The organism is Xenorhabdus sp. BG5 (assembly GCF_015163665.1).
Classification (GTDB): Bacteria; Pseudomonadota; Gammaproteobacteria; order Enterobacterales; family Enterobacteriaceae; genus Xenorhabdus.
This window is the reverse complement of record NZ_JADEUG010000016.1, coordinates 39,766-62,199: the sequence shown is the minus strand read 5'-3', so window position 1 is coordinate 62,199 and position 22,434 is coordinate 39,766. Positions and strand designations below refer to the sequence as shown.

At 43.6% G+C, this 22,434-nt stretch carries 20 protein-coding genes; 5 read left to right on the top strand and 15 right to left on the bottom strand.

Annotated elements, in window-relative coordinates:
* The first annotated feature begins 135 nt into the window (after positions 1-135).
* Genes IQ209_RS10380 through IQ209_RS10370 form a run of 3 tightly spaced genes read left to right on the top strand, consistent with a single transcriptional unit; the run spans position 136 to position 3,074 of the window.
* Positions 136-1,110 (top strand): tripartite tricarboxylate transporter substrate binding protein, encoded by a 975-nt coding sequence (locus IQ209_RS10380; RefSeq protein ID WP_228005821.1) that lies wholly within the window; start codon positions 136-138, stop codon positions 1,108-1,110.
* 13 nt (positions 1,111-1,123) lie between these two features.
* Positions 1,124-1,555, top strand: coding sequence for a tripartite tricarboxylate transporter TctB family protein (locus IQ209_RS10375; protein ID WP_193851231.1), 432 nt, complete (start codon positions 1,124-1,126; stop codon positions 1,553-1,555).
* Between the two features lie 10 nt (positions 1,556-1,565).
* Positions 1,566-3,074 carry a tripartite tricarboxylate transporter permease gene (locus tag IQ209_RS10370; protein WP_193851230.1) on the top strand — a complete coding sequence of 503 codons (1,509 nt, stop codon included), beginning with the start codon at positions 1,566-1,568 and terminating at the stop codon, positions 3,072-3,074.
* A gap of 131 nt (positions 3,075-3,205) precedes the next feature.
* Here IQ209_RS10370 and fabB read toward each other — a convergent pair whose 3' ends face one another.
* On the bottom strand, positions 3,206-4,420 hold the full coding sequence (gene fabB / locus IQ209_RS10365; RefSeq protein WP_193851229.1) for a beta-ketoacyl-ACP synthase I: 1,215 nt from the start codon (positions 4,418-4,420) through the stop codon (positions 3,206-3,208).
* 204 nt (positions 4,421-4,624) lie between these two features.
* Here fabB and mnmC point away from each other — a divergent pair, with 204 nt between their 5' ends.
* Positions 4,625-6,673, top strand: coding sequence for a bifunctional tRNA (5-methylaminomethyl-2-thiouridine)(34)-methyltransferase MnmD/FAD-dependent 5-carboxymethylaminomethyl-2-thiouridine(34) oxidoreductase MnmC (gene mnmC, locus IQ209_RS10360; protein WP_193851228.1), 2,049 nt, complete (start codon positions 4,625-4,627; stop codon positions 6,671-6,673).
* A 98-nt stretch (positions 6,674-6,771) separates the two neighbouring features.
* On the opposite strand, the gene IQ209_RS10355 is transcribed toward mnmC, so the two are convergent.
* The 13 genes from IQ209_RS10355 to hutI all read right to left on the bottom strand — a co-directional run bounded on the left by IQ209_RS10355 (position 6,772) and on the right by hutI (position 20,719).
* Positions 6,772-7,305: a GNAT family N-acetyltransferase gene (locus tag IQ209_RS10355; RefSeq protein WP_193851257.1), complete on the bottom strand. Its 534-nt coding sequence runs from the start codon at positions 7,303-7,305 to the stop codon at positions 6,772-6,774.
* A gap of 5 nt (positions 7,306-7,310) precedes the next feature.
* Positions 7,311-7,853 carry a CCDC90 family protein gene (locus IQ209_RS10350; protein WP_228005820.1) on the bottom strand — a complete coding sequence of 181 codons (543 nt, stop codon included), beginning with the start codon at positions 7,851-7,853 and terminating at the stop codon, positions 7,311-7,313.
* A 704-nt stretch (positions 7,854-8,557) separates the two neighbouring features.
* Positions 8,558-8,833 carry a YfcL family protein gene (locus tag IQ209_RS10345; RefSeq protein WP_193851227.1) on the bottom strand — a complete coding sequence of 92 codons (276 nt, stop codon included), beginning with the start codon at positions 8,831-8,833 and terminating at the stop codon, positions 8,558-8,560.
* A 21-nt stretch (positions 8,834-8,854) separates the two neighbouring features.
* Complete coding sequence (locus tag IQ209_RS10340; RefSeq protein WP_193851226.1) at positions 8,855-9,406, bottom strand: elongation factor P hydroxylase; 552 nt, start codon at positions 9,404-9,406, stop codon at positions 8,855-8,857.
* A gap of 21 nt (positions 9,407-9,427) precedes the next feature.
* Positions 9,428-10,228, bottom strand: coding sequence for a sulfite exporter TauE/SafE family protein (locus tag IQ209_RS10335; RefSeq protein WP_193851225.1), 801 nt, complete (start codon positions 10,226-10,228; stop codon positions 9,428-9,430).
* An 85-nt stretch (positions 10,229-10,313) separates the two neighbouring features.
* The gene (aroC, locus tag IQ209_RS10330; protein ID WP_193851224.1) at positions 10,314-11,399 is read right to left on the bottom strand and encodes a chorismate synthase; all 1,086 of its coding nucleotides are present in this window, start codon (positions 11,397-11,399) and stop codon (positions 10,314-10,316) included.
* Positions 11,400-11,658: 259 nt separating this feature from the next.
* Positions 11,659-12,594, bottom strand: a complete 936-nt coding sequence (prmB, locus tag IQ209_RS10325; protein WP_193851223.1) for a 50S ribosomal protein L3 N(5)-glutamine methyltransferase — start codon at positions 12,592-12,594, stop codon at positions 11,659-11,661.
* A gap of 109 nt (positions 12,595-12,703) precedes the next feature.
* Positions 12,704-14,068 (bottom strand): amino acid permease, encoded by a 1,365-nt coding sequence (locus IQ209_RS10320; RefSeq protein WP_193851222.1) that lies wholly within the window; start codon positions 14,066-14,068, stop codon positions 12,704-12,706.
* A 92-nt stretch (positions 14,069-14,160) separates the two neighbouring features.
* Positions 14,161-15,693, bottom strand: coding sequence for a histidine ammonia-lyase (gene hutH, locus IQ209_RS10315; protein WP_193851221.1), 1,533 nt, complete (start codon positions 15,691-15,693; stop codon positions 14,161-14,163).
* 14 nt (positions 15,694-15,707) lie between these two features.
* Positions 15,708-17,402 carry a urocanate hydratase gene (gene hutU, locus IQ209_RS10310; RefSeq protein ID WP_193851220.1) on the bottom strand — a complete coding sequence of 565 codons (1,695 nt, stop codon included), beginning with the start codon at positions 17,400-17,402 and terminating at the stop codon, positions 15,708-15,710.
* Between the two features lie 302 nt (positions 17,403-17,704).
* Positions 17,705-18,436 carry a histidine utilization repressor gene (gene hutC / locus IQ209_RS10305; protein WP_193851219.1) on the bottom strand — a complete coding sequence of 244 codons (732 nt, stop codon included), beginning with the start codon at positions 18,434-18,436 and terminating at the stop codon, positions 17,705-17,707.
* A gap of 36 nt (positions 18,437-18,472) precedes the next feature.
* Positions 18,473-19,432 (bottom strand): formimidoylglutamase, encoded by a 960-nt coding sequence (gene hutG, locus IQ209_RS10300; RefSeq protein ID WP_193851218.1) that lies wholly within the window; start codon positions 19,430-19,432, stop codon positions 18,473-18,475.
* 18 nt (positions 19,433-19,450) lie between these two features.
* Positions 19,451-20,719, bottom strand: coding sequence for an imidazolonepropionase (gene hutI / locus IQ209_RS10295; protein ID WP_193851217.1), 1,269 nt, complete (start codon positions 20,717-20,719; stop codon positions 19,451-19,453).
* A 182-nt stretch (positions 20,720-20,901) separates the two neighbouring features.
* On the opposite strand from hutI, the gene smrB reads away from it, so the two are divergent.
* On the top strand, positions 20,902-21,444 hold the full coding sequence (smrB, locus tag IQ209_RS10290) for an endonuclease SmrB (protein WP_193851216.1): 543 nt from the start codon (positions 20,902-20,904) through the stop codon (positions 21,442-21,444).
* Between the two features lie 151 nt (positions 21,445-21,595).
* Here smrB and sixA read toward each other — a convergent pair whose 3' ends face one another.
* On the bottom strand, positions 21,596-22,078 hold the full coding sequence (sixA, locus tag IQ209_RS10285; RefSeq protein WP_193851215.1) for a phosphohistidine phosphatase SixA: 483 nt from the start codon (positions 22,076-22,078) through the stop codon (positions 21,596-21,598).
* Positions 22,079-22,434: the final 356 nt, after the last annotated feature.

Sequence of the window (22,434 nt, the reverse complement as noted above, 5' to 3'; positions counted from 1 at the left end):
ATTAAGCGATTGAGGTCACATCCAGACAACTTTTATTGTTAATGAAAGGTAATTGAAAGGTTTCGTTTTTATAAATAAACAGGCGCCAGAAATTTACCATTTATACCCTTTACTGGTGCTATGTGAGGAATAAAAATGAGAACTTTTAAAACATTATTAACCGCTGCAAGCCTGTTTATTTGCTCCTGCGCTTTTGCAACTTCTGCTCCCAATAGAACCGAATGTATTGCACCCGCCAAACCCGGTGGAGGCTTTGATTTAACCTGCAAACTTATCCAAATTTCACTATTAGAAACTAAAACTATCGATTCTCCCATGCGGGTGACATTTATGCCCGGCGGGGTCGGTGCAGTTGCCTATAATGCCATTATTGCCCAACGACCCGCGGAACCCGGTACTGTCGTCGCCTTTTCCGGCGGTTCCTTATTGAATCTTGCTCAAGGCAAATTTGGTCGCTACAACGTCAATGATGTACGCTGGCTCGCCAGTGTCGGTACAGATTATGGCATGATTGCGGTGCGCAAGGATTCTCCCTACAAAACGCTGACAGATTTGATGGAGGCGTTTAAAAAAGCGCCCGATAGTATTGTGTTTGGTGCAGGGGCTTCCATCGGTAGTCAAGACTGGATGAAAACCGCATTACTGGCAAAAGAGGTTGGTGTCGATCCCCGCAAAATGCGCTATGTCGCGTTTGAAGGTGGTGGTGAACCTATCACCGCCCTGTTGGGTAATCATATCCAAGTCGTATCCGGTGATTTAAGTGAAACCTTACCTTATCTCAATGGCGATAAAATTCGCATACTTGCTGTTTATGCCGATAAACGCTTAGACGGCGATCTGGCAAAAATTCCAACAGCAAAAGAACAGGGTTACGACCTGGTTTGGCCAATTATTCGTGGTTTTTACATGGGACCCAAAGTCTCTGATGAACAATATCAATGGTGGATAGATACCTTTAAAAAACTCCAACAATCTGATGAATTCAAAAAACAACGTGAACTACGCGGATTATTTGAATTCAATATGACTGGCAAAGAGCTGGATGACTATGTGAAAAAACAAGTTATTCAATACCATGAAATGGCCAAATCCTTTGGTTTAGCAAAATAACAGGGATAGCATCATGAGCGATCGTATCTTTGCTACTGTATGGCTGGTGCTATGTGGAATAGGACTGGTCATCGGATGGGGTATCCATAGTGAATATAGCTATGAACCTCTGGGTCCTCGCCCATTTCCAATGGCTATTCTTTCATTAATGGCACTTTGTGCTTTACTGTTGCTGTTTAAAAAACCGGATCCCGTTTACTGGCCAGCACCACACGTGTTACGTCGCTTAGTTTTATTGATTGCCACACTAACCATTTATGCATGGTCATTTGAGTGGTTGGGTTTTCCACTCGCAACCACGTTATTGACTATCTGTGTGGCACGACTCTTTAACGCCACACTCCTTGCTGCAACTATTTCCGGTTTAGTTCTCGGTAGTTCACTCTTTTTTGCTTTTGATCGTCTGTTAGAAGTCACTCTGCCCGTCGGCAGTTGGCTCAGCTAAGGAGACAACAATGGATACTTGGATTTATCTGAGCCATGGTTTTGAAGTCGCATTAGTACCCAAAAACTTGGTCATTGCATTGATAGGCTGTTTTATCGGTACTGTTGTTGGGTTACTGCCCGGTCTTGGTCCTATAAATGGGGTGGCTATTCTGCTGCCATTGGCTTTTGCGTTAAAATTACCCGCTGAATCTGCCCTGATCTTATTGGCAACTGTCTACATTGGTTGTGAATATGGCGGCCGTATCTCTTCAATCTTACTGAATGTACCGGGAGATGCCGCTGCCATTATGACAACGCTTGATGGCTACCCGATGGCAAAACAGGGGCGAGCGGGCGTTGCACTCTCTATCTCTGCCGTTAGTTCGTTTTGTGGCTCACTCTTGGCTATCATGGGTATCATTTTATTTGCTCCACTTTTGGCACAGTGGTCTTTAGCTTTCGGACCGGCTGAATACTTTGCACTCATGGTATTTGCTATTGCTTGTCTCGGCAGCATGATGAGCCAAAATCCCATAAAATCACTCCTTGCCGCCTTAATCGGTTTGGCCTTGGCAACCGTGGGCGTGGATGCCAACACCGGCGTTTATCGTTTCACTTTTAATAACGTGCATCTCTCCGATGGTATTCAATTCATAGTTGTCGTTATTGGGCTGTTTTCAGTCAGTGAAATTTTATTGATGCTGGAGAGTACTTCTGCGGGGCAAAAAGTCATTAGCCAAACAGGGCGCCTGCTTTTCAATCGGAAAGAAGCGGCAACGTGTGTAGGACCAACCTTACGCTCCTCAGTCATTGGCTTTTTTGTGGGAATATTACCTGGTGCAGGGGCGACAATCGCCAGTGCAATAACCTACATGACAGAAAAGCGGATCAGCGGTAACAGTGATTCATTTGGTAAAGGTGATATCCGCGGTGTCGCTGCACCAGAGGCTGCGAATAACGCATCAGCCTGTGGTTCATTTATCCCTATGCTGACTCTCGGTGTACCCGGCTCAGGTACAACCGCTGTGATGCTGGGTGCTTTGACACTCTACAACATCACCCCTGGCCCTACCATGTTCACCGAACAGCCTGATATCGTCTGGGGGCTTATTGCTGCTTTGTTGATCGCTAATATTTTATTACTGATCATGAACATCCCGATGATTGGGTTATTTACCCGTATGCTCAGTATCCCAATGTGGTTTTTGGTTCCTGCAATAGCTATCGTTTCCGCAGTGGGCGTATATGCCATCCACAGCACCACTTTTGATTTGATGTTAATGGTCGGATTAGGCGTTTTCGGCTATATACTGCGAAAAATGAATTTCCCAATGTCACCACTGATTTTAGGTTTCGTCTTAGGCGAAATGCTGGAACAAAACCTACGACGGGCACTCTCAATCAGCAATGGAGATTTTGAGATCTTATGGAGTAGTACTATCACACAAGTTTTGCTGATTCTGGCGGTATTAGTCATTGTTATTCCGCCCATTCTGCGCATCATTAATAAACGCCGCAATAAAATCACGGCGCCTTAATAAAAATAGCCAATCCACATAATCAATGGATTGGCTATACCCATCTCACTTCAAGAAACAATGAGTTATGTTGTCTTATAGTGAGCAATTTGAAAGGTAACGCGTATATAAGTTTTTTATTACTTAAAAAATTAGTTTGAATACTTGCGCATCACCAGGGATGCATTTGTACCACCGAACCCGAAGCTATTGGACATCACTGTCCTTAGCTCGCGTTCGGTAGGTTCAGTAACAATATCCATGCCCTGTGCTTTTTCATCCAGGTCTTCAATATTAATGCTTGGTGCAATAATGCCATGCTCTAACATCAACAAACTATAAATCGCTTCATGGGCACCCGCTGCACCCAATGAATGTCCTGTCATCGCTTTAGTCGCGGAAATGGCAGGTGTGTTGTCACCAAAAACTTCTCTAATGGCTTCCAGTTCTTTCAAATCGCCAACTGGTGTCGAAGTTCCGTGGGTATTGATGTAATCGATTCCACCTTCAATACCGTCTAATGCCATTTTCATACAACGCACAGCGCCTTCTCCAGAAGGCGCGACCATATCTGCACCATCTGAATTTGCCCCATAACCGATAATTTCAGCATAAATATGCGCACCACGGGCTAATGCGTGTTCTAATTCTTCAACAACGACAATACCGCCACCACCCGCGATCACGAAACCATCACGGTTTTGATCATAGGTACGGGAAGCTTGTTCTGGTGTTTCATTATATTTAGTGGAAAGTGCTCCCATTGCATCAAACTCACAAGCCATTTCCCAGCTTAATTCTTCACCACCACCGGCAAAAATAATATCTTGTTTACCGAGTTGGATTAATTCAACGGCATGACCGATGCAATGTGCAGAGGTTGAACAGGCAGAACTGATGGAGTAGTTGACGCCCTTGATCTTAAACGGTGTTGCCAAACATGCTGACACGCCAGAAGCCATTGCCCGTGTGACCATATAAGGCCCAACGCCACGCAACCCACGGGCACGCATGCCATCTGAACCAGCGACTTGGTTATAGGGAGAGCCACCTCCTGAACCGACAACCAATCCAGTACGCAGGTTAGAAACTTGTTCATCGGACAGGCCGGAATCTTTAATTGCCTCATCCATTGCCAGATAAGCATAAATCGATGCGTCACTCATGAAACGTAGAGTTTTGCGGTCAATCAAACCAGAAGTATCCAGTTTTACATTCCCCCAAACATGGCTGCGCATGCCCATTTCTTTAAATTTTTCTGAGAAAGTTATCCCGGAACGGCCCTCTTTCAGAGATTCCAGCACCTCTTTCTGGTTATTACCAATACTAGAAACAATACCCAGACCGGTGATCACTGCACGTTTCATTACTTACCTCATCAATATGTTTACCTGCGGGATTTATTCACCTGCACTTTAGCTTACACTTGTAAGCTGAACAAGTCCGATCAGGTTAAAAATTCAAGGAAAAATTGATCTTGACTCAACTTTGAAGCTTTGCCATGGGTGGTGCAACTAAACGAAGACCGTTAAAATCCACCTATTATTGTTATCAACAGTACAGGCATTATTGTGAAAAGCAGTGCTATCAGCAACGCAACCCTAAGCTGGAATGAGCAGGGCACCCCCATTTCAGAGCAGTTTGATGATGTTTATTTTTCAAATCAAGATGGCTTGGAAGAAACATTATATGTATTTTTGAAAGGCAATCATTTTCCTCAACGTTTTAATACGCATTCCTGCCCAGAGTGTGTTATTGCAGAAACTGGATTCGGTACTGGATTGAATTTCCTGACACTTTGTCAATCTTTCTCTCATTTTAGACAACAATATCCTGAAGCTGCATTAAAACGGCTACATTATATCAGTTTTGAAAAATACCCATTAAAACCATCTGACCTGAAAACAGCACACCAACGTTGGCCAGAACTTAAGGCGTTTTCTGCGCAATTATACCAACAATGGCCCTTACCACTGGCGGGCTGCCATAGATTAATTCTGGATAATGGCGCTATTACCCTGGATCTTTGGTTTGGCGATGTAAATGATCTATTACCGAAAATAAGTTCAAGCCTGACAGGGAAAATTGATGCCTGGTTTTTAGATGGTTTTGCACCAGCAAAAAATCCACAAATGTGGAGTGAACAGCTGTTCGCTGCAATGGCAAAATTTTGTCGTCCTGAAGGGACTTTTGCGACCTTTACCTCTGCCGGAACAGTCCGCCGAGGATTGCAGGCAGCAGGCTTTAATGTCACTAAGGTTAAAGGCTTTGGGCGTAAAAGAGAGATGCTAACTGGCACCTTATCTCCATCAAGTGGCCAGCTTCACTTACCTTATGCACCCTGGTTTTCTCGCAAAACCGCTACCTGTACCGATGACATTGCCATCATCGGTGGCGGTATTGCCAGTGCACTGACCGCACTTGCCCTATTGCGCCGTGGCGCCAAAGTCACGCTATATTGCCAGGATGCCCAACCTGCCCAAAATGCATCCGGCAATCAACAAGGGGCTCTTTATCCCCTATTGAATGGCAATGACGATCCATTAGAACGCTTCTTTACATCAGCATTTACTTTTGCCCGCCGTCAGTACGATCAATTAATTGACGAAAATGTATCGTTTGACCATCAATGGTGTGGTGTCAGCCAATTAGCTTATGATGAAAAAAGCGCAAATAAAATCAGCAAAATGCTACGGACAGCATGGCCAGAAGACATTGCGCTTGGTATGAACCGCAACCAATTAAGCCATGTCAGTGGAGTAGATGTGAATTATGATGGCATTCACTATCCACAAGGAGGATGGTTATACCCCGCACAACTGACTCAAGCAGTAATTAAACTGGCTGAACAACGCGGAATGCTGGTTTATTTTAATCATAAAGTAACTCAGCTTATTCAAAGTGAAAACGGCTGGCAATTGCAGTTTGAACATAAGGAAAACCTGCAATGCAAGGATCACAAAATTGTCATTATTGCCAATGGCCACTGTCTGCCACAATTTGAACAGACTAAAAAACTCCCTGTAACCGCTGTTCGCGGTCAGGTTAGCCATATTCCAACTACAGATAGCCTAAGCCAATTGAAAAGCGTACTGTGTTACGATGGCTACATGACTCCCGTTAATCCTAATAACCAATATCACTGCATCGGTGCCAGTTATCAACGCAATCAGTTGGATACACGGTACTCTTCTATCGAACAACAAGAAAACCGGGACCGTTTATTAAAATGTTTCCCGGATGTTGATTGGCCACAGGAAGTTGACATTTCAGAAGAAAAGTCTCGCCAAGGTATTCGATGTGTCATCCGGGATCATATGCCAATGGTCGGGAATGTTCCTGTTTTCAGTGAGCTTATGGATAAATATGCAAATTTATCTCTGCAAATAAACACGAATAAGATGATTGAAGAATCTCCTTGTTATCCAGATTTATTTGTTCTTGGTGTGTTAGGTTCACGTGGATTATGTTCTGCTCCTTTAAGCGCAGAATTATTGGCTAGCCAAATTTTCGGGGAACCTCCCCCACTTGATGACGAAACATTAGCGGCTTTACACCCAAATCGCTTTTGGGTTAGAAAGCTATTACGTGGCAAAGCGGTAAGAACAGAAAAACCTTAAAGTAGTTTATGTTGTGCACCAGACATGGGAAAAATATGTCTGGTGTAAACCCCAAGATTTTTATTCCCCAAATCGATATCATTTTCAAATTCAGTAAGTTACTTAGGTATAGTGGTCACAGTAAGCAAACGTTTCATTGCACAACGTTGTTCTTCAACAAATCCATAATCGATTTCACTTTGCCGTATTTGCTGTAATGACTCAGAAAGTTGCTGTAACTCTAAGATCTCAAACCCCAATTTATGGTAGAAAGGTGCATTCCAGTTAACATAACGAAAAGTTGTCAATGTCACAGCGTTAAGATGGCGCTGTTCAGCAACCTGCATGACTTTTTCAATCAATGCCTTTCCAATACCTTTTCTCTGCCAATTTTCATGCACTGAAAGCTCCATAATATGTAACCCATCATCTAACGGCTTAGCTAAAATAAAACCAACAGGCAGAGCATCTTCATTAAGGGCAACCCAGCTATTGCCTTGCACAATATAGTCCAAATGTTGCTGCTCTGTTTGCACATGACCATCGGCTATCCAAGCCAACTCAGGTATAAACCTAAACAAATTCGCAGCAGAACGTTCTATTGCGGGTAATCGGCTGACATCTGATTTTTGTGTTAAGCGAATAGAAGGCATTGTGTTCAAATCATAAACCTCATTGTTGCAATAATGACACCAGAAAAACCAAACATCATTGTGACCATCCATTTGGTTTGAGCAACTATTTTGTTGGATAGCTCCTCATTTAAAGTTGATATTCTCTGATGTATAGATGAGATATCACCTCGTATAGATGAGATATCACCTCGTATAGAAGATATCTCACCACGTACAGCTATCATATCCTTCTGCAAGGTTGATACGTCATTACTTATAGAAGCTATTTCACCTCTCAGCGACGACATATCACTACGCACAGATGATATCTCCTTGTAAATCAGTGAACTAACCATTTCAATATCCGTTTTTGTTGCATAGTTTGATTTTATAACAGTAACATCCATTTTGATTTGAGCAACGTCTGATTCCAGATTTTCAACGCTTTTTTCCAATGTTATATTCATCGATTTTTTCTCAGCAAATCTTAATACGTCATAATTTATAGGTTCAGGTAATAAAAGTGCTTTGTTATTTTCAGCATACCCTCTGTAACCACTTTGAACAAAGTTTCTTCCTAGTTTCATGTCACTATCTCCTGAAATATCCTTTTCTAATTTTGACTTACCAAGAGGAATTTATCTGTTTTTTAATATGAACTCTTATTGATTTTCTACTTAGAAATATTTCCATTACTTCAATAAGTTAGTTAAGTAAAAGTCTCTTTATTTCCTTGTATATCATGACCTAAAGCTTATCATCATTATTTATTTTAATCATCAGTCGTTCCATTAATAACATGATTATTTAAAATAAAAGATAAATAATTACACTTACATTCGTTAAAACCTAACATATTTATACATCATTTTAACGTGACATAAAAAAATCTTCTTAGATTAAGATAATAAATAGAATGTCATTATTTTAGGCATCATTTATATTTAATTTCATTCAATATATTAACACCCTAATTATTTTAATATACCAATCCAACTTCAAGTTGAAGCAGGGAGATATAAAACGCATCTTGAAAGGCGATTAGTATATAACAACATTGTTCCGGCAAAGAGTGCTTGAAGCTATATTTTGGATAAATTTAACCGCCAGATAACTTTACTTTATATTTACTATAAAAAGATCAGTAAAGATTTAATCATCACTATTTATTCTCATTATTGAGATGCGCTACGCATTTTTTTGTCATTGAAGATAGGGTGTTACTCAGTCCGAGCAAAAAATAAAGGGCTATATGAATAGCCCTAAATAAAGTTATTTTTATATTAAAGAATTAGTCTCTTGCACCATCCAGCAGTTTTTGCCAGGTTGCCAAAACCAAAACTTGATCTGGTGGAGTCAGTTCTCCCACTTTAATGGCTTTGTGGATGCTTTCTTCAACACGCTGATGGAGGTGTTCGATCGTATTTGCACCTTCTTGCTCTAATTCAGCAACAGCTAATGTCAGATGCCCGCGGAGGTAACCACCAGCAAATAATTCATCATCACTGGCCTGTTCAACCATATCATCAATTTGCGCCAGAATGCGTGTTTCAAACTCTGCGAGCATTATTTTTTCCTCAACATCAATTTAATTAGCAAAGCGATCTTCCGAATAAGGAAAATGCTCTGCTTTTAGTGGGGGCGTATTGTAGAACGATTGCAGACCTTGAATAAAGCGTGCAGCGCGTGCAGGTATCCCATTTTCAAGGTATTGCATGACTTGTACATGCACTTTCCGCTGAAAAGCAAGGCGATCCGGCTCAAAATCGCCTTCAAGGTTGTCACAACTGACATTAAAGGGAAATCCCGCAGCTACACAGAATAACCACTCCAGCGATTGGGGTTTAATTTCTACCTTTTCAAACTTCTCCTGAGTTTGGGCGTCACGCCCATCAGGGCAATACCAGTAACCAAAATCGATCAGTTTACGACGCTCTTCACCCGCAATGCACCAATGAGAAATTTCATGTAATCCACTGGCATAAAATCCGTGGGCGAACACGATTCGGTTATAGTTAACTTCATCATCTACGGGCAGATAAATAGGCTCATCATCACCTTTTATCAAACGGGTGTTATAGTCATTACTAAAGCAATTATCAAAAATTTCAATCAGTTGTTGATAATGATGTGAGGTCATGTATTAATGCAAAATCCTAAATCAAAAATAAAATGCCAGCCAAGAACGGACAGTATCTCCGTGTTGATCATAAAGAAGTTTGATGCTCATCAAAAAGGAAATTGTCACTAACAGTGGACGGATGAGTTTCTTCCCTTTGCTCAGCACCAAACTCGCCCCTAATCGCGCACCGATTATTTGCCCTACCAGCATCACAACGCCCGCCAGCCATAAGATCTGTCCACCAAGCACAAAGAATCCCAAGGCTCCGATGTTAGAGGCAAAGTTCAGTACTTTGGCATAAGCCGTCGCTTTCGCCAAATTGTAGCCACAAAGCATGACATAAGAGAGTGCGAAGAACGATCCCGTTCCTGGCCCAAACACGCCATCGTAAAAGCCAATGCCACATCCGGCAAGACAACCAAATGCAATTGGGCCAAGACGACGTTGCCGATCTTCGGCTCCAATATTCGGTACCAATAGGAAATAAAGACCGATAATGATCACCAATGCCGGCAATAAATAACGCAGAAAATCCGGTGAGATAAATTGAACCAGCAAAGCGCCCAACATAGCCCCAATTATCGTCATGCAGATAGCAAAACGCTGGGAACGCAAATCCACTACACCACGGCGGATAAAATAAAGGCTGGCGGAGAAAGAACTGCCTATAGCCTGTAACTTACTTGTTGCCAGTGCCTGAACAGGAGAAACACCTACCGATAGCAACGCAGGAATAGTTAATAATCCGCCGCCTCCTGCAATAGAATCGATAAATCCCGCCACCATCGCAACCAAAAAGAGGAAACCGTAAATTTCCGGCCCTAATAATGACCATTCCATTATGCATTTCACCAGAAAACTGCTTACCTATTCTCATGATACCTTTCAGCACCAACCAAAGCTGTATCGGGAGCTTCTTCCCGGATTACCCGCGCGGGAACGATGGTGCCACATCGGCACATTGTGCTCGCTGGCGCAGTAAGTGATCCATCAGTACAATCGCCATCATGGCTTCTGCGATAGGTACGGCACGAATACCAACACAAGGATCGTGGCGGCCACGAGTTACCATATCCACTTCTTCTCCCTGACGATTAATAGTCTTGCCTGGCACCATAATGCTGGATGTCGGTTTCAAGGCAATATGCGCAATAATTGGCTGACTACTGCTAATTCCGCCTAAAATGCCGCCAGCATGGTTACTGGTAAACCCCTGCGTCGTCATTTCATCGCGGTTTTCACTGCCACGTAAATTAATAACACCGAAACCATCACCAATTTCAACACCTTTGACCGCGTTAATGCTCATCAAAGCATGAGCGATGTCTGCATCCAAACGGTCAAAAACCGGTTCACCCAATCCCGCAGGGATGTTTTCGGCAACGACACTGACTTTCGCACCAATGGAATCCCCCTCTTTTTTCAATGTTCGGAGTAATTCATCAAGCTGAGTCAACTTACTTGCATCCGGGCAGAAAAAAGGATTCTGTTCAACCAGATCCCAATCTTTCAGTTCACAATGAATATCGCCCATCTGAGTCAGGCAAGCACGAATAAGAATACCGTGTTTTTCGAATAGATATTTTTTAGCTATTGCCCCTGCTGCAACGCGCATGGCAGTTTCACGAGCAGATGAACGCCCGCCACCACGGTAATCTCGCATCCCATATTTCTGCTCGTAGGTATAGTCAGCATGGCCGGGGCGGAAAACATCTTTAATCGCACTGTAGTCTTGCGAACGCTGATCGGTGTTTTCAATCATCAGGCCAATGCTAGTACCTGTTGTTATGCCGTTAAAAACGCCAGAAAGAATTCGAACCTGATCGGGTTCACGACGCTGTGTCGTATAACGGGAAGTTCCCGGACGACGCCTGTCTAAATCGATTTGCAAATCAGCTTCTGTAATAGCAATACCCGGTGGAACACCATCGACAACGCATCCCAGTGCGATCCCGTGAGATTCACCAAATGTGGTGACACGAAAAAACTGTCCAATACTATTTCCAGCCATTCCTACCCTGCCATCATTATCTGTACATTTGAAAAGAGCGAATAACAATAACTCACCCAATGATTAAAACCTATCGTATTTCAGTAATTTTATTTGCCTTTTATACGTATTAAACTTCAAGTTGCCATTTACAACACGCTATGAAACCTGATTTCTCCCCCGCTTCGCGGGGAGAAATCACACGCATCTTGAAGTTAGATTGGTATAGATACAATTTATATGAAATAGCCGTTTTAACCATTGGATGAATGAAAAAGTATCAGTCTTTGAATGGCTGGAAATATTCGTGATGTTCAACAAGCTGCTGACGAGTCAGCACGAAAACACCATCACCATAATCATGTTCGAATGTCAGCCATTTGAAAGGTACTTCAGGGTATTGCTCAATCAGGTGTACCATACTGTTACCGACTTCACATACCAGTATTCCCTCTTCTGAAAGGAAATCCGGGGCAGTTGCCAGAATACGACGAACCAAATCCAATCCGTCAATACCTGCAGCCATGGCTAATTCAGGTTCATGATCGTATTCCTGAGGAAAATCACTCATATCTTCTTCATCGACATAAGGAGGATTAGTGACAATGATGTCGTATTTCACCGAGGGTATATCATGAAATAGATCTGAACGAATCGGGATGACACGGTGAGAAAGCTTATGATTCTCTATATTGATTTCTGCCACTTCCAAAGCATCAGGAGAAATATCAACAGCATCAACTTCGGCTTCTGGGAAGGCATGGGCACAGGCGATTGCAATACAACCGCTTCCTGTACAAAGATCCAAAATTGTCGATGGCTGACGTGAGATAAGCCCTTCAAAATGGTCTTCAATCACATCTCTAATCAGTGAACGTGGAATCAAAACTCGCTCATCGACATAAAATTCATGACCACAGAACCAAGCTCGATTTATCAAATAAGCAACAGGAACACGTTCGTTAATACGACGCAAGACAAGTTCCACGATGCGTTGACGCTCTGTTGATGTCAGGCGTGAAGCCAGCATTGAATCAGGGACATCCATAGGCAAACGCAATGAGGGGAGAACTAACTGCAAAGCCTCATCCCACGGGTTACATGCAGTATGTCCACAATAGATACCCGCTTCGCTAAAACGGCTAGTAGACCAACGCAACATATCTAAAATGGTACGCAGCTCTGCAACAGCCTCATCGACTAAGATCTTATCCAAAAAACACCTCCAAACAACAAAAAAGATATATCAACTCGCTAGTTTGCCATGATCCAGAACACAAATCAGCTTTCTTAACACAGCGTTATTTTAGGGTGATATAGGAGGGTTAGCCATGACTGGGTTTTTTCACCCATAAATAATAGCTAATAGTCAATAATACTATCCATACTATCCCTACGTATAATGCAATCCGAGTATTTGGGAAATAACCTAATACCGCAATAACAAATCCCATAAACGCAATAGCCAACGTTGGCGCAACAGGCCAGAAGGGTACGGGGAATTCAAGCTGTTTGGCCTCTTCTGCGGGCATTTTTCGACGCATGACATATTGTGACAGCAAAATCATCAGCCATACCCACACAGTGGCAAATGTTGCGATGGAAGCAATAATGACGAAAACTTTTTCCGGCAACAAGTAATTCAAGAGGACACCCACCAACAAAACTCCTGACATTGCCAGCACCGTCACCCACGGTACTCCATTTTTAGTCAGTTGGGTAAACGAGGCTGGAGCCTGTTTTTCTTGCGCCATGCCATACATCATCCGTCCGGCACCAAAAATATCACTGTTGATCGCGGAAATTGCGGCAGTAATGACGACAATATTTAAAATATTGGCTGCGGAATCAATTCCCAAGCTGGAGAAGATCTGGACAAACGGGCTGCCATTTTGCCCCACTTGATTCCACGGATAAATGCACATCAAAACAAACAGCGTAAGGACATAGAACAATAAAATACGGAATGGAACCGCATTGATTGCACGTGGGATGGATTTTTCTGGATTTTTAGCTTCACTGGCAGTGATGCCAATAACCTCAATGCCACCAAAGGCAAACATCACGACCGTAAACGAGGCAATCACTCCCGCTATGCCGTTTGGCATAAATCCACCATGTTCCCATAAATTCGACAGGCCGGTGACATGCTCGGCTTCCTGACCAAACCCATACATCATGATGGCAAAACCGCCGACAATCATGGCGATAATCGCAACAACCTTGATGATGGACAGCCAAAATTCCATTTCACCAAATACCTTCACATTGCATAGATTGATTGCACCAATAAAAAAGACAATGCCAAGTACCCAAATCCACTGGTCAACATGGGGAAACCAGAGCTTCATATAGATGCCAAATGCGGTGACGTCAGCAAGACAAACAACCAGCATTTCAAAAACGTAAGTCCATCCGGTCAGAAAACCTGCCAATGGCCCTAAGTATTGGGTAGCATAATAAGAGAAAGAACCGGGTGCAGAGCGATGTACTGCCATTTCCCCCAATGCCCGCATGACCATAAATACAGCGGCACCGCCAATGGCATAAGCCAGCAATACCGCGGGTCCTGCGGCTTTAATGGCTCCTGCCGAACCATAGAAAAGACCGGTGCCAATTGCCGAACCCAGCGCCATAAACCGAATGTGGCGAACGCTTAACCCTCGCTTGAGTTGTGAAATGTTTTGCATGATTTATCCTTATGCCTTTTATTATTAGATTGGAAGAGATAAATACTACGATAAGGCCGGAGCTTATCCGGCCTAAGACGGTGAGTCTGTACTTAGTTTTCTAAGATATTCCCGGCAGGCAACAAGGCAGAAAGTTGCTGTTCAGCCAACAACTGGATTGCTGCCTCAATATCCGGGGCGAAAAAGCGATCTTTATCATAATGTGCAACTTTATCGCGGAGAATATGGCGGGCTTTTTCCAATATCGGACTACTCTTCAAGCCATGACGAAAATCCATGCCCTGGCAAGCCGTCAGCCATTCAATCGCTAAGATCCCTCGCACATTATCTGCCATCTCCCATAAACGACGACCCGCGGCGGGGGCCATTGAAACATGATCTTCCTGATTGGCAGACGTTGGCAAACTATCAACACTGGAAGGATGTGCCAGCGCCTTGTTCTCACTTGCCAGCGCAGCCGCAGTCACCTGTGCAATCATGAAACCAGAGTTAACACCGCTGTTTTCAACTAAGAATGGCGGCAACTGGGACATATTGCTGTCCATCAACAAGGCAATGCGGCGTTCTGACAATGAACCCATTTCTGCCAGAGCAATAGCCAGATTATCCGATGCCATAGCGACCGGTTCAGCGTGGAAATTACCCCCAGAAATCACCTCATCTTCTTCAGTAAAGACCAGCGGATTATCAGAGACGGCATTGGCTTCAACCATAATGATATCAGCCGCATGGCGGATTTGGGCTAAACAAGCGCCCATCACTTGAGGCTGACAACGTAATGAATAAGGATCCTGAACTTTCGGGCAGTTTTGATGGGATGCACAAATCTCACTTTGTTCTCCCAATGCCAGACGGTAAAGGGCTGCCACATCAATCTGGCCTTTCTGCCCACGAACTTCATGGATACGAGCATCAAAGGGTTTACGAGAGCCAAGAGCGGCTTCAACAGACATGGCGCCACAGACAATCGCTGATGCGAGTAAATCCTCGGCGGCAAATAGTCCTTTTAAGGCAAAGGCGGTAGAAACCTGTGTACCGTTGAGCAACGCCAACCCTTCTTTGGCGACAAGACACATCGGCTCAAGTCCCGCTTTTTTCAGTGCCACTTTTGCCGGCAGCCATTCACCACGATAACGGGCTTTCCCTTCTCCCAACAATAACAAGCTCATATGCGCTAATGGCGCTAAGTCACCCGAAGCCCCTACTGAACCTTTACTTGGAATACAGGGATAAACTTCAGCGTTGACCAAGGCAACCAAGCCCTGGATCACGTCCAGACGAATGCCGGAATAACCACGGGCAAGGCTATTGATTTTCAACACCATAATCAATCGGACAATTTCATCCGGCAGAGGTTCCCCCACGCCCGCCGCATGTGACAACACAATAGAACGCTGCAATTCTTCCAAATCTTGTTCTGCAATACGGGTATTCGCCAGCAAACCAAAACCGGTATTGATACCATAAGCCGTTTTATTTTCACTGATAATGCGGTTCACGCAAGCAACACTGCTCTCAATGGCAGGAAAACAGTGTTCGTCCAAACTAATGTGAACAGGATGCTGATAAACATGACGTAATTCTTCAAGTGTCATTTTTCCCGGATGAATAGTGATATTTTTCATTCTAACAACGCTCCTTATTTCGCATCAGCCACTGGCAGGTTTAACATTGGTAAGTTTAGCCCTTGCTCTTTCGCACACTGGATAGCCAATTCATAGCCTGCATCAGCATGACGCATAACTCCCGTTGCCGGATCATTGTGTAATACACGGGCAATGCGTTCAGCCGCTTCATCCGTACCATCACAAACAATGACCATGCCGGAATGTTGAGAGAATCCCATACCAACGCCCCCACCATGATGCAAGGAAACCCACGTCGCACCACTGGCCGTATTCAGTAAGGCATTCAGCAATGGCCAGTCAGAAACGGCGTCAGAACCATCTTGCATAGATTCAGTTTCACGATTAGGGCTGGCGACAGAACCGGAATCCAAATGATCACGGCCAATCACGATTGGTGCAGAAAGTTCTCCACGGCGAACCATTTCATTGAACGCTAATCCTAACTTGGCACGATCGCCCAATCCCACCCAGCAGATGCGCGCAGGCAAGCCCTGAAAACTGATGCGCTCTCTTGCCATATCTAACCAACGGTGTAAATGGTCATCATTCGGCAGCAACTCTTTTACCTTGGCATCAGTTTTATAAATATCCTCAGGATCACCGGAAAGCGCCGCCCAACGGAAAGGGCCGATACCGCGACAGAACAGAGGACGAATGTAAGCGGGAACAAATCCAGGAAAATCAAAAGCGTGCTCAACACCTACCTCTTTCGCCATTTGGCGGATATTATTGCCATAATCGAAAGTAGGTATACCCTGTTTCTGGAAAGCCAACATAGCTTCAACATGTGCGGCCATTGACGCTTTTGCCGCTTGGATCACCACTTCTGGCTCACTTTCGGCACGGCGGCAATATGTTTCCCATGTCCAGCCAGCCGGTAAGTAGCCATGTAATGGATCATGGGAGCTGGTTTGGTCGGTCACCATATCAGGGCGAACGCCGCGGCGTACCAGCTCGGGTAAAATTTCTGAAGCATTACCACACAATGCTATCGAAATTGCTTTACCTTCCTGGGTATAACGTTCAATACGCGCTAAAGCGTCATCCAGATCAACGGCCTGTTCATCCACATATTTGGTACGCAGACGAAAGTCAATGCGGCTTTGTTGGCACTCTATGGTTAATGAAGAGGCACCGGCCAATGTCGCAGCCAGTGGCTGCGCTCCGCCCATCCCCCCCAAACCGGCTGTCAGTATCCAACGTCCGGTCAAATTACCGTTGTAGTGTTGGCGGCCTGCTTCGACAAAAGTTTCGTAAGTTCCCTGAACAATGCCCTGGCTTCCAATGTAAATCCAACTACCGGCGGTCATCTGGCCATACATAGCCAGCCCTTTGGCATCCAGTTCGTTAAAATGTTCCCATGTCGCCCAGTGTGGCACCAAGTTAGAGTTGGCAATTAATACACGCGGAGCATTTTCATGTGTTTTAAACACCCCCACAGGCTTGCCTGATTGCACCAACAGGGTTTCGTCATTTTCCAGATTCTTTAAGGTTTCAACGATTTTTTCATAGCATTCCCAATTTCTGGCGGCACGACCAATACCACCATACACCACCAATTCGTGAGGGTTTTCCGCCACATCGGGATCAAGGTTATTCATGAGCATACGAAGTGGTGCTTCGGTTAGCCAACTTTTTGCTGTGAGTTGTGTCCCTCTGGGAGCACGAATGGTTACGTTGCTGAATTTATTATTTTGCGTCGTCACGGTTTTTTCCTATCTCATCGTTGTGAATTTTGTTAATTGTATAGTTGTATATACATGTACATTCAATAGGCAAAAATGTGACAGAGATAAAGTTAATAATGCGGTAAAAATATTTTTTTATTTAAAATCAAAAAGATGATATTGATTTATTTCGTGATAGACAGGGGGATATTTTTGCTGGTTTTGTGTTTAACATCACATTGATTTTACATTATTGTTACAACGATGAATAAAAAACCTCTTCTACCCAACAGAAAAAAGAGGTTTTTGCCGCCTAACTTTTTGTAGCTCCATTAGGGGAACTATGAACTAAAACGCCCTTTCAATTTATATCGATACCCAGGAAACAATAACCTGGCACTGGAAACAATAAATGCTTTCGACCAGGTTCGTCGGCTGATTAACAAACAAGGCGTATTTGCCTCAATTTGTAATAACCGACAAGAGAGGGCATCTCCCGCCACGGCTTCGACGATATGCTCCCCTTCTGTCAATGGCGCTACCTGGGATAAATAATCATGGGCCGTTTGCTGACGAAAATCTTGCCGCAAATACTCCGGTGCCGCCTGAACATTGACAAAGCGATCTTCAATCTGCACAGGGACATCATTTTCATAATGTACAATGATGGAATGGTAGAGCGGCGCACCTGCTGCAATACTGAATTCCGCAGCCTGCGTCATGTTAGCCTTCACTTCAGCAAGTTTCAGCACCTTGCAACTATGCCGATTAGAACGGGAAGCAATTTCATCGGCAATACTATGAATTTCAAATAACGCCGATTGCCCTTTCGGCTCAGAGACAAACGAACCCACACCTTGCAAACGGAATAGAAAACCTTCTGCTGTTAGTTCTCTCAATGCCCGGTTAGCCGTCATGCGACTACAGTTAAATTGCCTGACCAATTCCGCTTCCGAAGGGATCCGATCATACGGTTTCCACTCCCCCGTATAGATCTTTTCAATAATCGCTTGTTTGACTTTTGCATACAAAGGCACTGGTTTGGCATATGTATCTGGTAAATCGTTTGTCACTGTCCCTTCCTTCTCACTTTTTACTCGCTCACCAACCTATTTATTCCACCAATGCACCAACTGCCATACAAGGCGAGCCGCCGCCTTTCCCCCCATTCCCTGGATATCATATAAAGGGTTAAGCTCAACTAAATCTACGGCTTGCAATTTTTTGCTCTGACAGATGAGTTGAACCAATGGCAATAAACGCTCCAGCGGAACACCCAATGCCGCAGGCGCAGAAACGGCCGGCATTTGCCAAATTGGCAGCACATCCAAGTCGATGGTCATATAAATGATATCAACCTGATTAATTATATCTTGTAATTGCTGCTGTACCTTATCCAACATGGATTCAACACAGTGGGTATCCCAAATAATGGTGACATCAAGGTGATTAGCCTCATCCAGTAATGCCTGGGTATTTGATGCCAGGCTGGCACCAACACAACTGTAATTAAATAGACGCTGGTGTTGCTGGCAGTAATGCGCAAGTTGCCGAAATGGGGTTCCCGATGTAGGCTGCGGCGAATTTCTCAGATCCAAATGGGCATCAAAATTGATGATACCGACACGCTGCTCCGAAAACGCACGGTAAATTCCCATCCCATGAGCAAAAGCTGTTTCATGCCCACCACCAAAAATCAGCGTTTTCATATTATTCTGCTGGCATTCATAGACAGCATCGCTAAGTGCCTGCTGTGCTTCACTCAATTCATCAGGATTAGCACGAATATTCCCCAAATCCACCAATCTATCATGACCGTCATAACTCGCCAGATTTGCCAACGATTGGCGCAAATATTCTGGTCCCAATTTCGCTCCCGGACGTCCCTGATTCAATTTAACGCCTTCATCACATTCAAATCCCAATAGCGCAATATGATAAGGAAATTCAGCCGGAGAAAAACTGGCAGGCTGTTTTATTGTCTGAAATAAACGTAAAGCGTTATTGGCCTCAGCAAGATCATTGCGCCCTTGCCAAATGTTTTCGGATGTTGGATGCCATAAATTCATATTTTTCCCTCACCACCATTAATTAAAGCCATTTAAATCATTACGATGCGTAATTTCGCCATGATAAATACGATAAACCAACGGGTTATGTCCTAGCTCGTATAAAATATCAACGGGGTTTCGGGCATCCCAAACGACAAAATCCGCTATAAAACCTGCCGCTAATTGACCGTGACTATCCGCTCGTCCCAGTGCCTGAGCTGCATGAATCGTCACGCCTTGCCAGGCTTCTTCTGGTGTCAATCCAAATTGTACGCAAGCCATATTCATAATCAGGCGCAAGGAAGCAAACGGACTCGTACCAGGATTAAAATCGGTTGAAATAGCCATTGGAACACCGTATTGGCGCAATAATGCAATAGGTGGACGTTGAGTTTCTCGCAGGAAGTAAAATGCCCCCGGCAGTAATACTGCCACTGTTCCACTACGGCTGATAGCTTCAATACCCTTTTCATCCAAATGCTCAATATGATCAACAGATAAACCTTGATATTCAGCAACCAGTTCACTGCCTCCTAAATTGGAAAGTTGCTCAACATGACCTTTTACGGGAATATTCAAACGTTTTGCTGTTGCAAAAAGGCGTTTGGTCTGATTCAACGTGAAACCAACGGTTTCACAAAATACATCTACAGCTTCGAATAACTGTTTTTGCCAGAGAACAGGCAAGATGGAGTTACAAACTAAATCAATATAGGCATCAGGATCGTGTTTATATTCAGGTGGGACGGCATGGGCAGAAAGTAATGTCGGGCTAATTTCGATGGGATTTTTCTGTGCCAATGCCTGCACAACCTTTAACTGTTTTTCTTCATTTACTCGATCCAGCCCATAACCTGATTTCATCTCAATCGTTGTCACCCCTTCGGCCATCAATGCATTGAGACGTTTTTGGGATACGTTTTCCAAATGTTGAGCTGAACTGTTGCGGGTGGCATTAACGGTAGAATTAATCCCTCCTCCTTTAGCACTAATTTCTTCATAAGAAACCCCATTCAGGCGCTGTTCCCACTCAGAGGCTCTATTACCACCAAAAACTAAGTGAGTGTGACAATCGATTAAGCCAGGTGTGATCAGGCGCTGCTCTGCGTCAATGACCTTACATGGATTGGCTGGTACGCTATCTGTCGGTAAAATCGCTAAGATTTTTTCATCACGCACAATAAGGTCATGTTGTTCCAACATACCGTAATGGCTTTCACCATCAATGTTTTTAATTGCAGGATTCATTGTGGCAAGTTTGGCATTGCGCCATATGACATCAGTGTCTCTTAGTTCAATCGACATTATACTATCCTGTTATTTTTCTTGTTTGTGTCAGAATTCATGTTGTATATACATTTATTTTATAACCAAACATAATTGTCAAATCATTTTGTGAACAATTTGTTACTTAAAATGATAACTGCCAGGAAAAATCACAAAAAATCAGGTACACTTGCCAAAAGCAGTGAGTAAATGAATGTGTAATGAAGAAGAAATATCAACTAAACTCAGAAGACATCAGTCTATTCAGAACGTCTGTTACGGGAACTCGTCGTATTGCACAAGATACGGTTTCCCATCCCCCGAAAAGAAAAAAAATTAACGCTGTTGCCCCTGAACGCTTGATGCAAGAGCAAGCGGATGCCAGTTACTATTTTTCCGATGAATTCCAGCCAAATTTAGAGATGGAAGGCCCGACTCGTTACATTCGGGAAGGTGCCAGCCATTATGAATTAAAGAAATTGCGGCGGGGAGATTATTCCCCTGAACTTTTTCTGGATTTACATGGGCTAACTCAGTTGCAGGCCAAACAAGAAATTGGGGCATTAATCGCTGCCTGTCGTCGCGAGCATGTCTATTGTGCCTGTGTTATGCATGGACACGGTAAACATATTCTCAAACAACAAGCCCCGCTATGGCTTGCCCAACATCCTGATATTATTGCCTTCCATCAAGCGCCCAAAGCGTGGGGAGGGAACGCTGCGTTACTCATTTTGGTAGAGATGGATGAGTTTACGCAGCGCTAATTTGGTCTTTATATCCGCATTAAACTTCAAGTTGCAATTTACAACACGCTATGAAACCTGATTTCTCCCCCGCTCCGCGGGGAGAAATCACACACATCTTGAAGTTAGATTGGTATATTTAATTAAATTGCCTAATAATTAAGGTGTCTGGTCAGGATTTCGCCGCTAATTGTGCAGGAGATGTTTGCCATAACAGACACCCTTTTTCTGTTTGGTGATCCAACTCGACACAAGCAATGCTGGATGTTGCAAACATCGGCGGAGTTTGCCCAGGGCAAAGCTCAGAAACCAAATAACCGACCAATGGTAAATGAGAAACCACCAATACAGATTTATGCCCTTGTGCTGACAAAACGTGCAAATAGCTGGCAACCAGCATGACATCTCCCGATGGCGTTAACTCAGCCAGTATTTCTTCATTCTCGGGAAGCACCAGGTTTTCTCGCACTGCCTTTAAGGTTTGTTCCGCACGGATATAAGGGCTAACCAAAACACAATCGATGTCAGGCGATTGCTGCGAAAGCCAATCAGCCATTGTCTGTGATTCCTGGCACCCTCTGAGTGTAAGTTCCCGTGCTGCATCACTGATTGCATCCATGGCAGCATCACCATGACGCATAATAAAAACGTACATAATCCACCGTTTAGTTAATTGCGAACCTATCTCAGAATAACCCACGCATTCGCTTTTATTGAGATAACTTATTGGTTATACGGTATTAATAAGTAAGATCAAAAATTGTTGTTACGCTAATATTTGATATATTCCCTGCGGATTTACAAAGGGGATAAAAACGTTTCAGTTAGAGCTAATTCGCATTCTGCCCTAAAACAAAGGTAAATAAAATGGCTAAAAAAATTTATATATCTATCGTTATGTTGTACGACTATTTTTATATAGAAAATAAAAAAACCATGGATAATTACTTAATTCCATAAAAAAATCGGCTCTTAATTAACAGAGCCGATCTCACTGTTTAACACACAAAA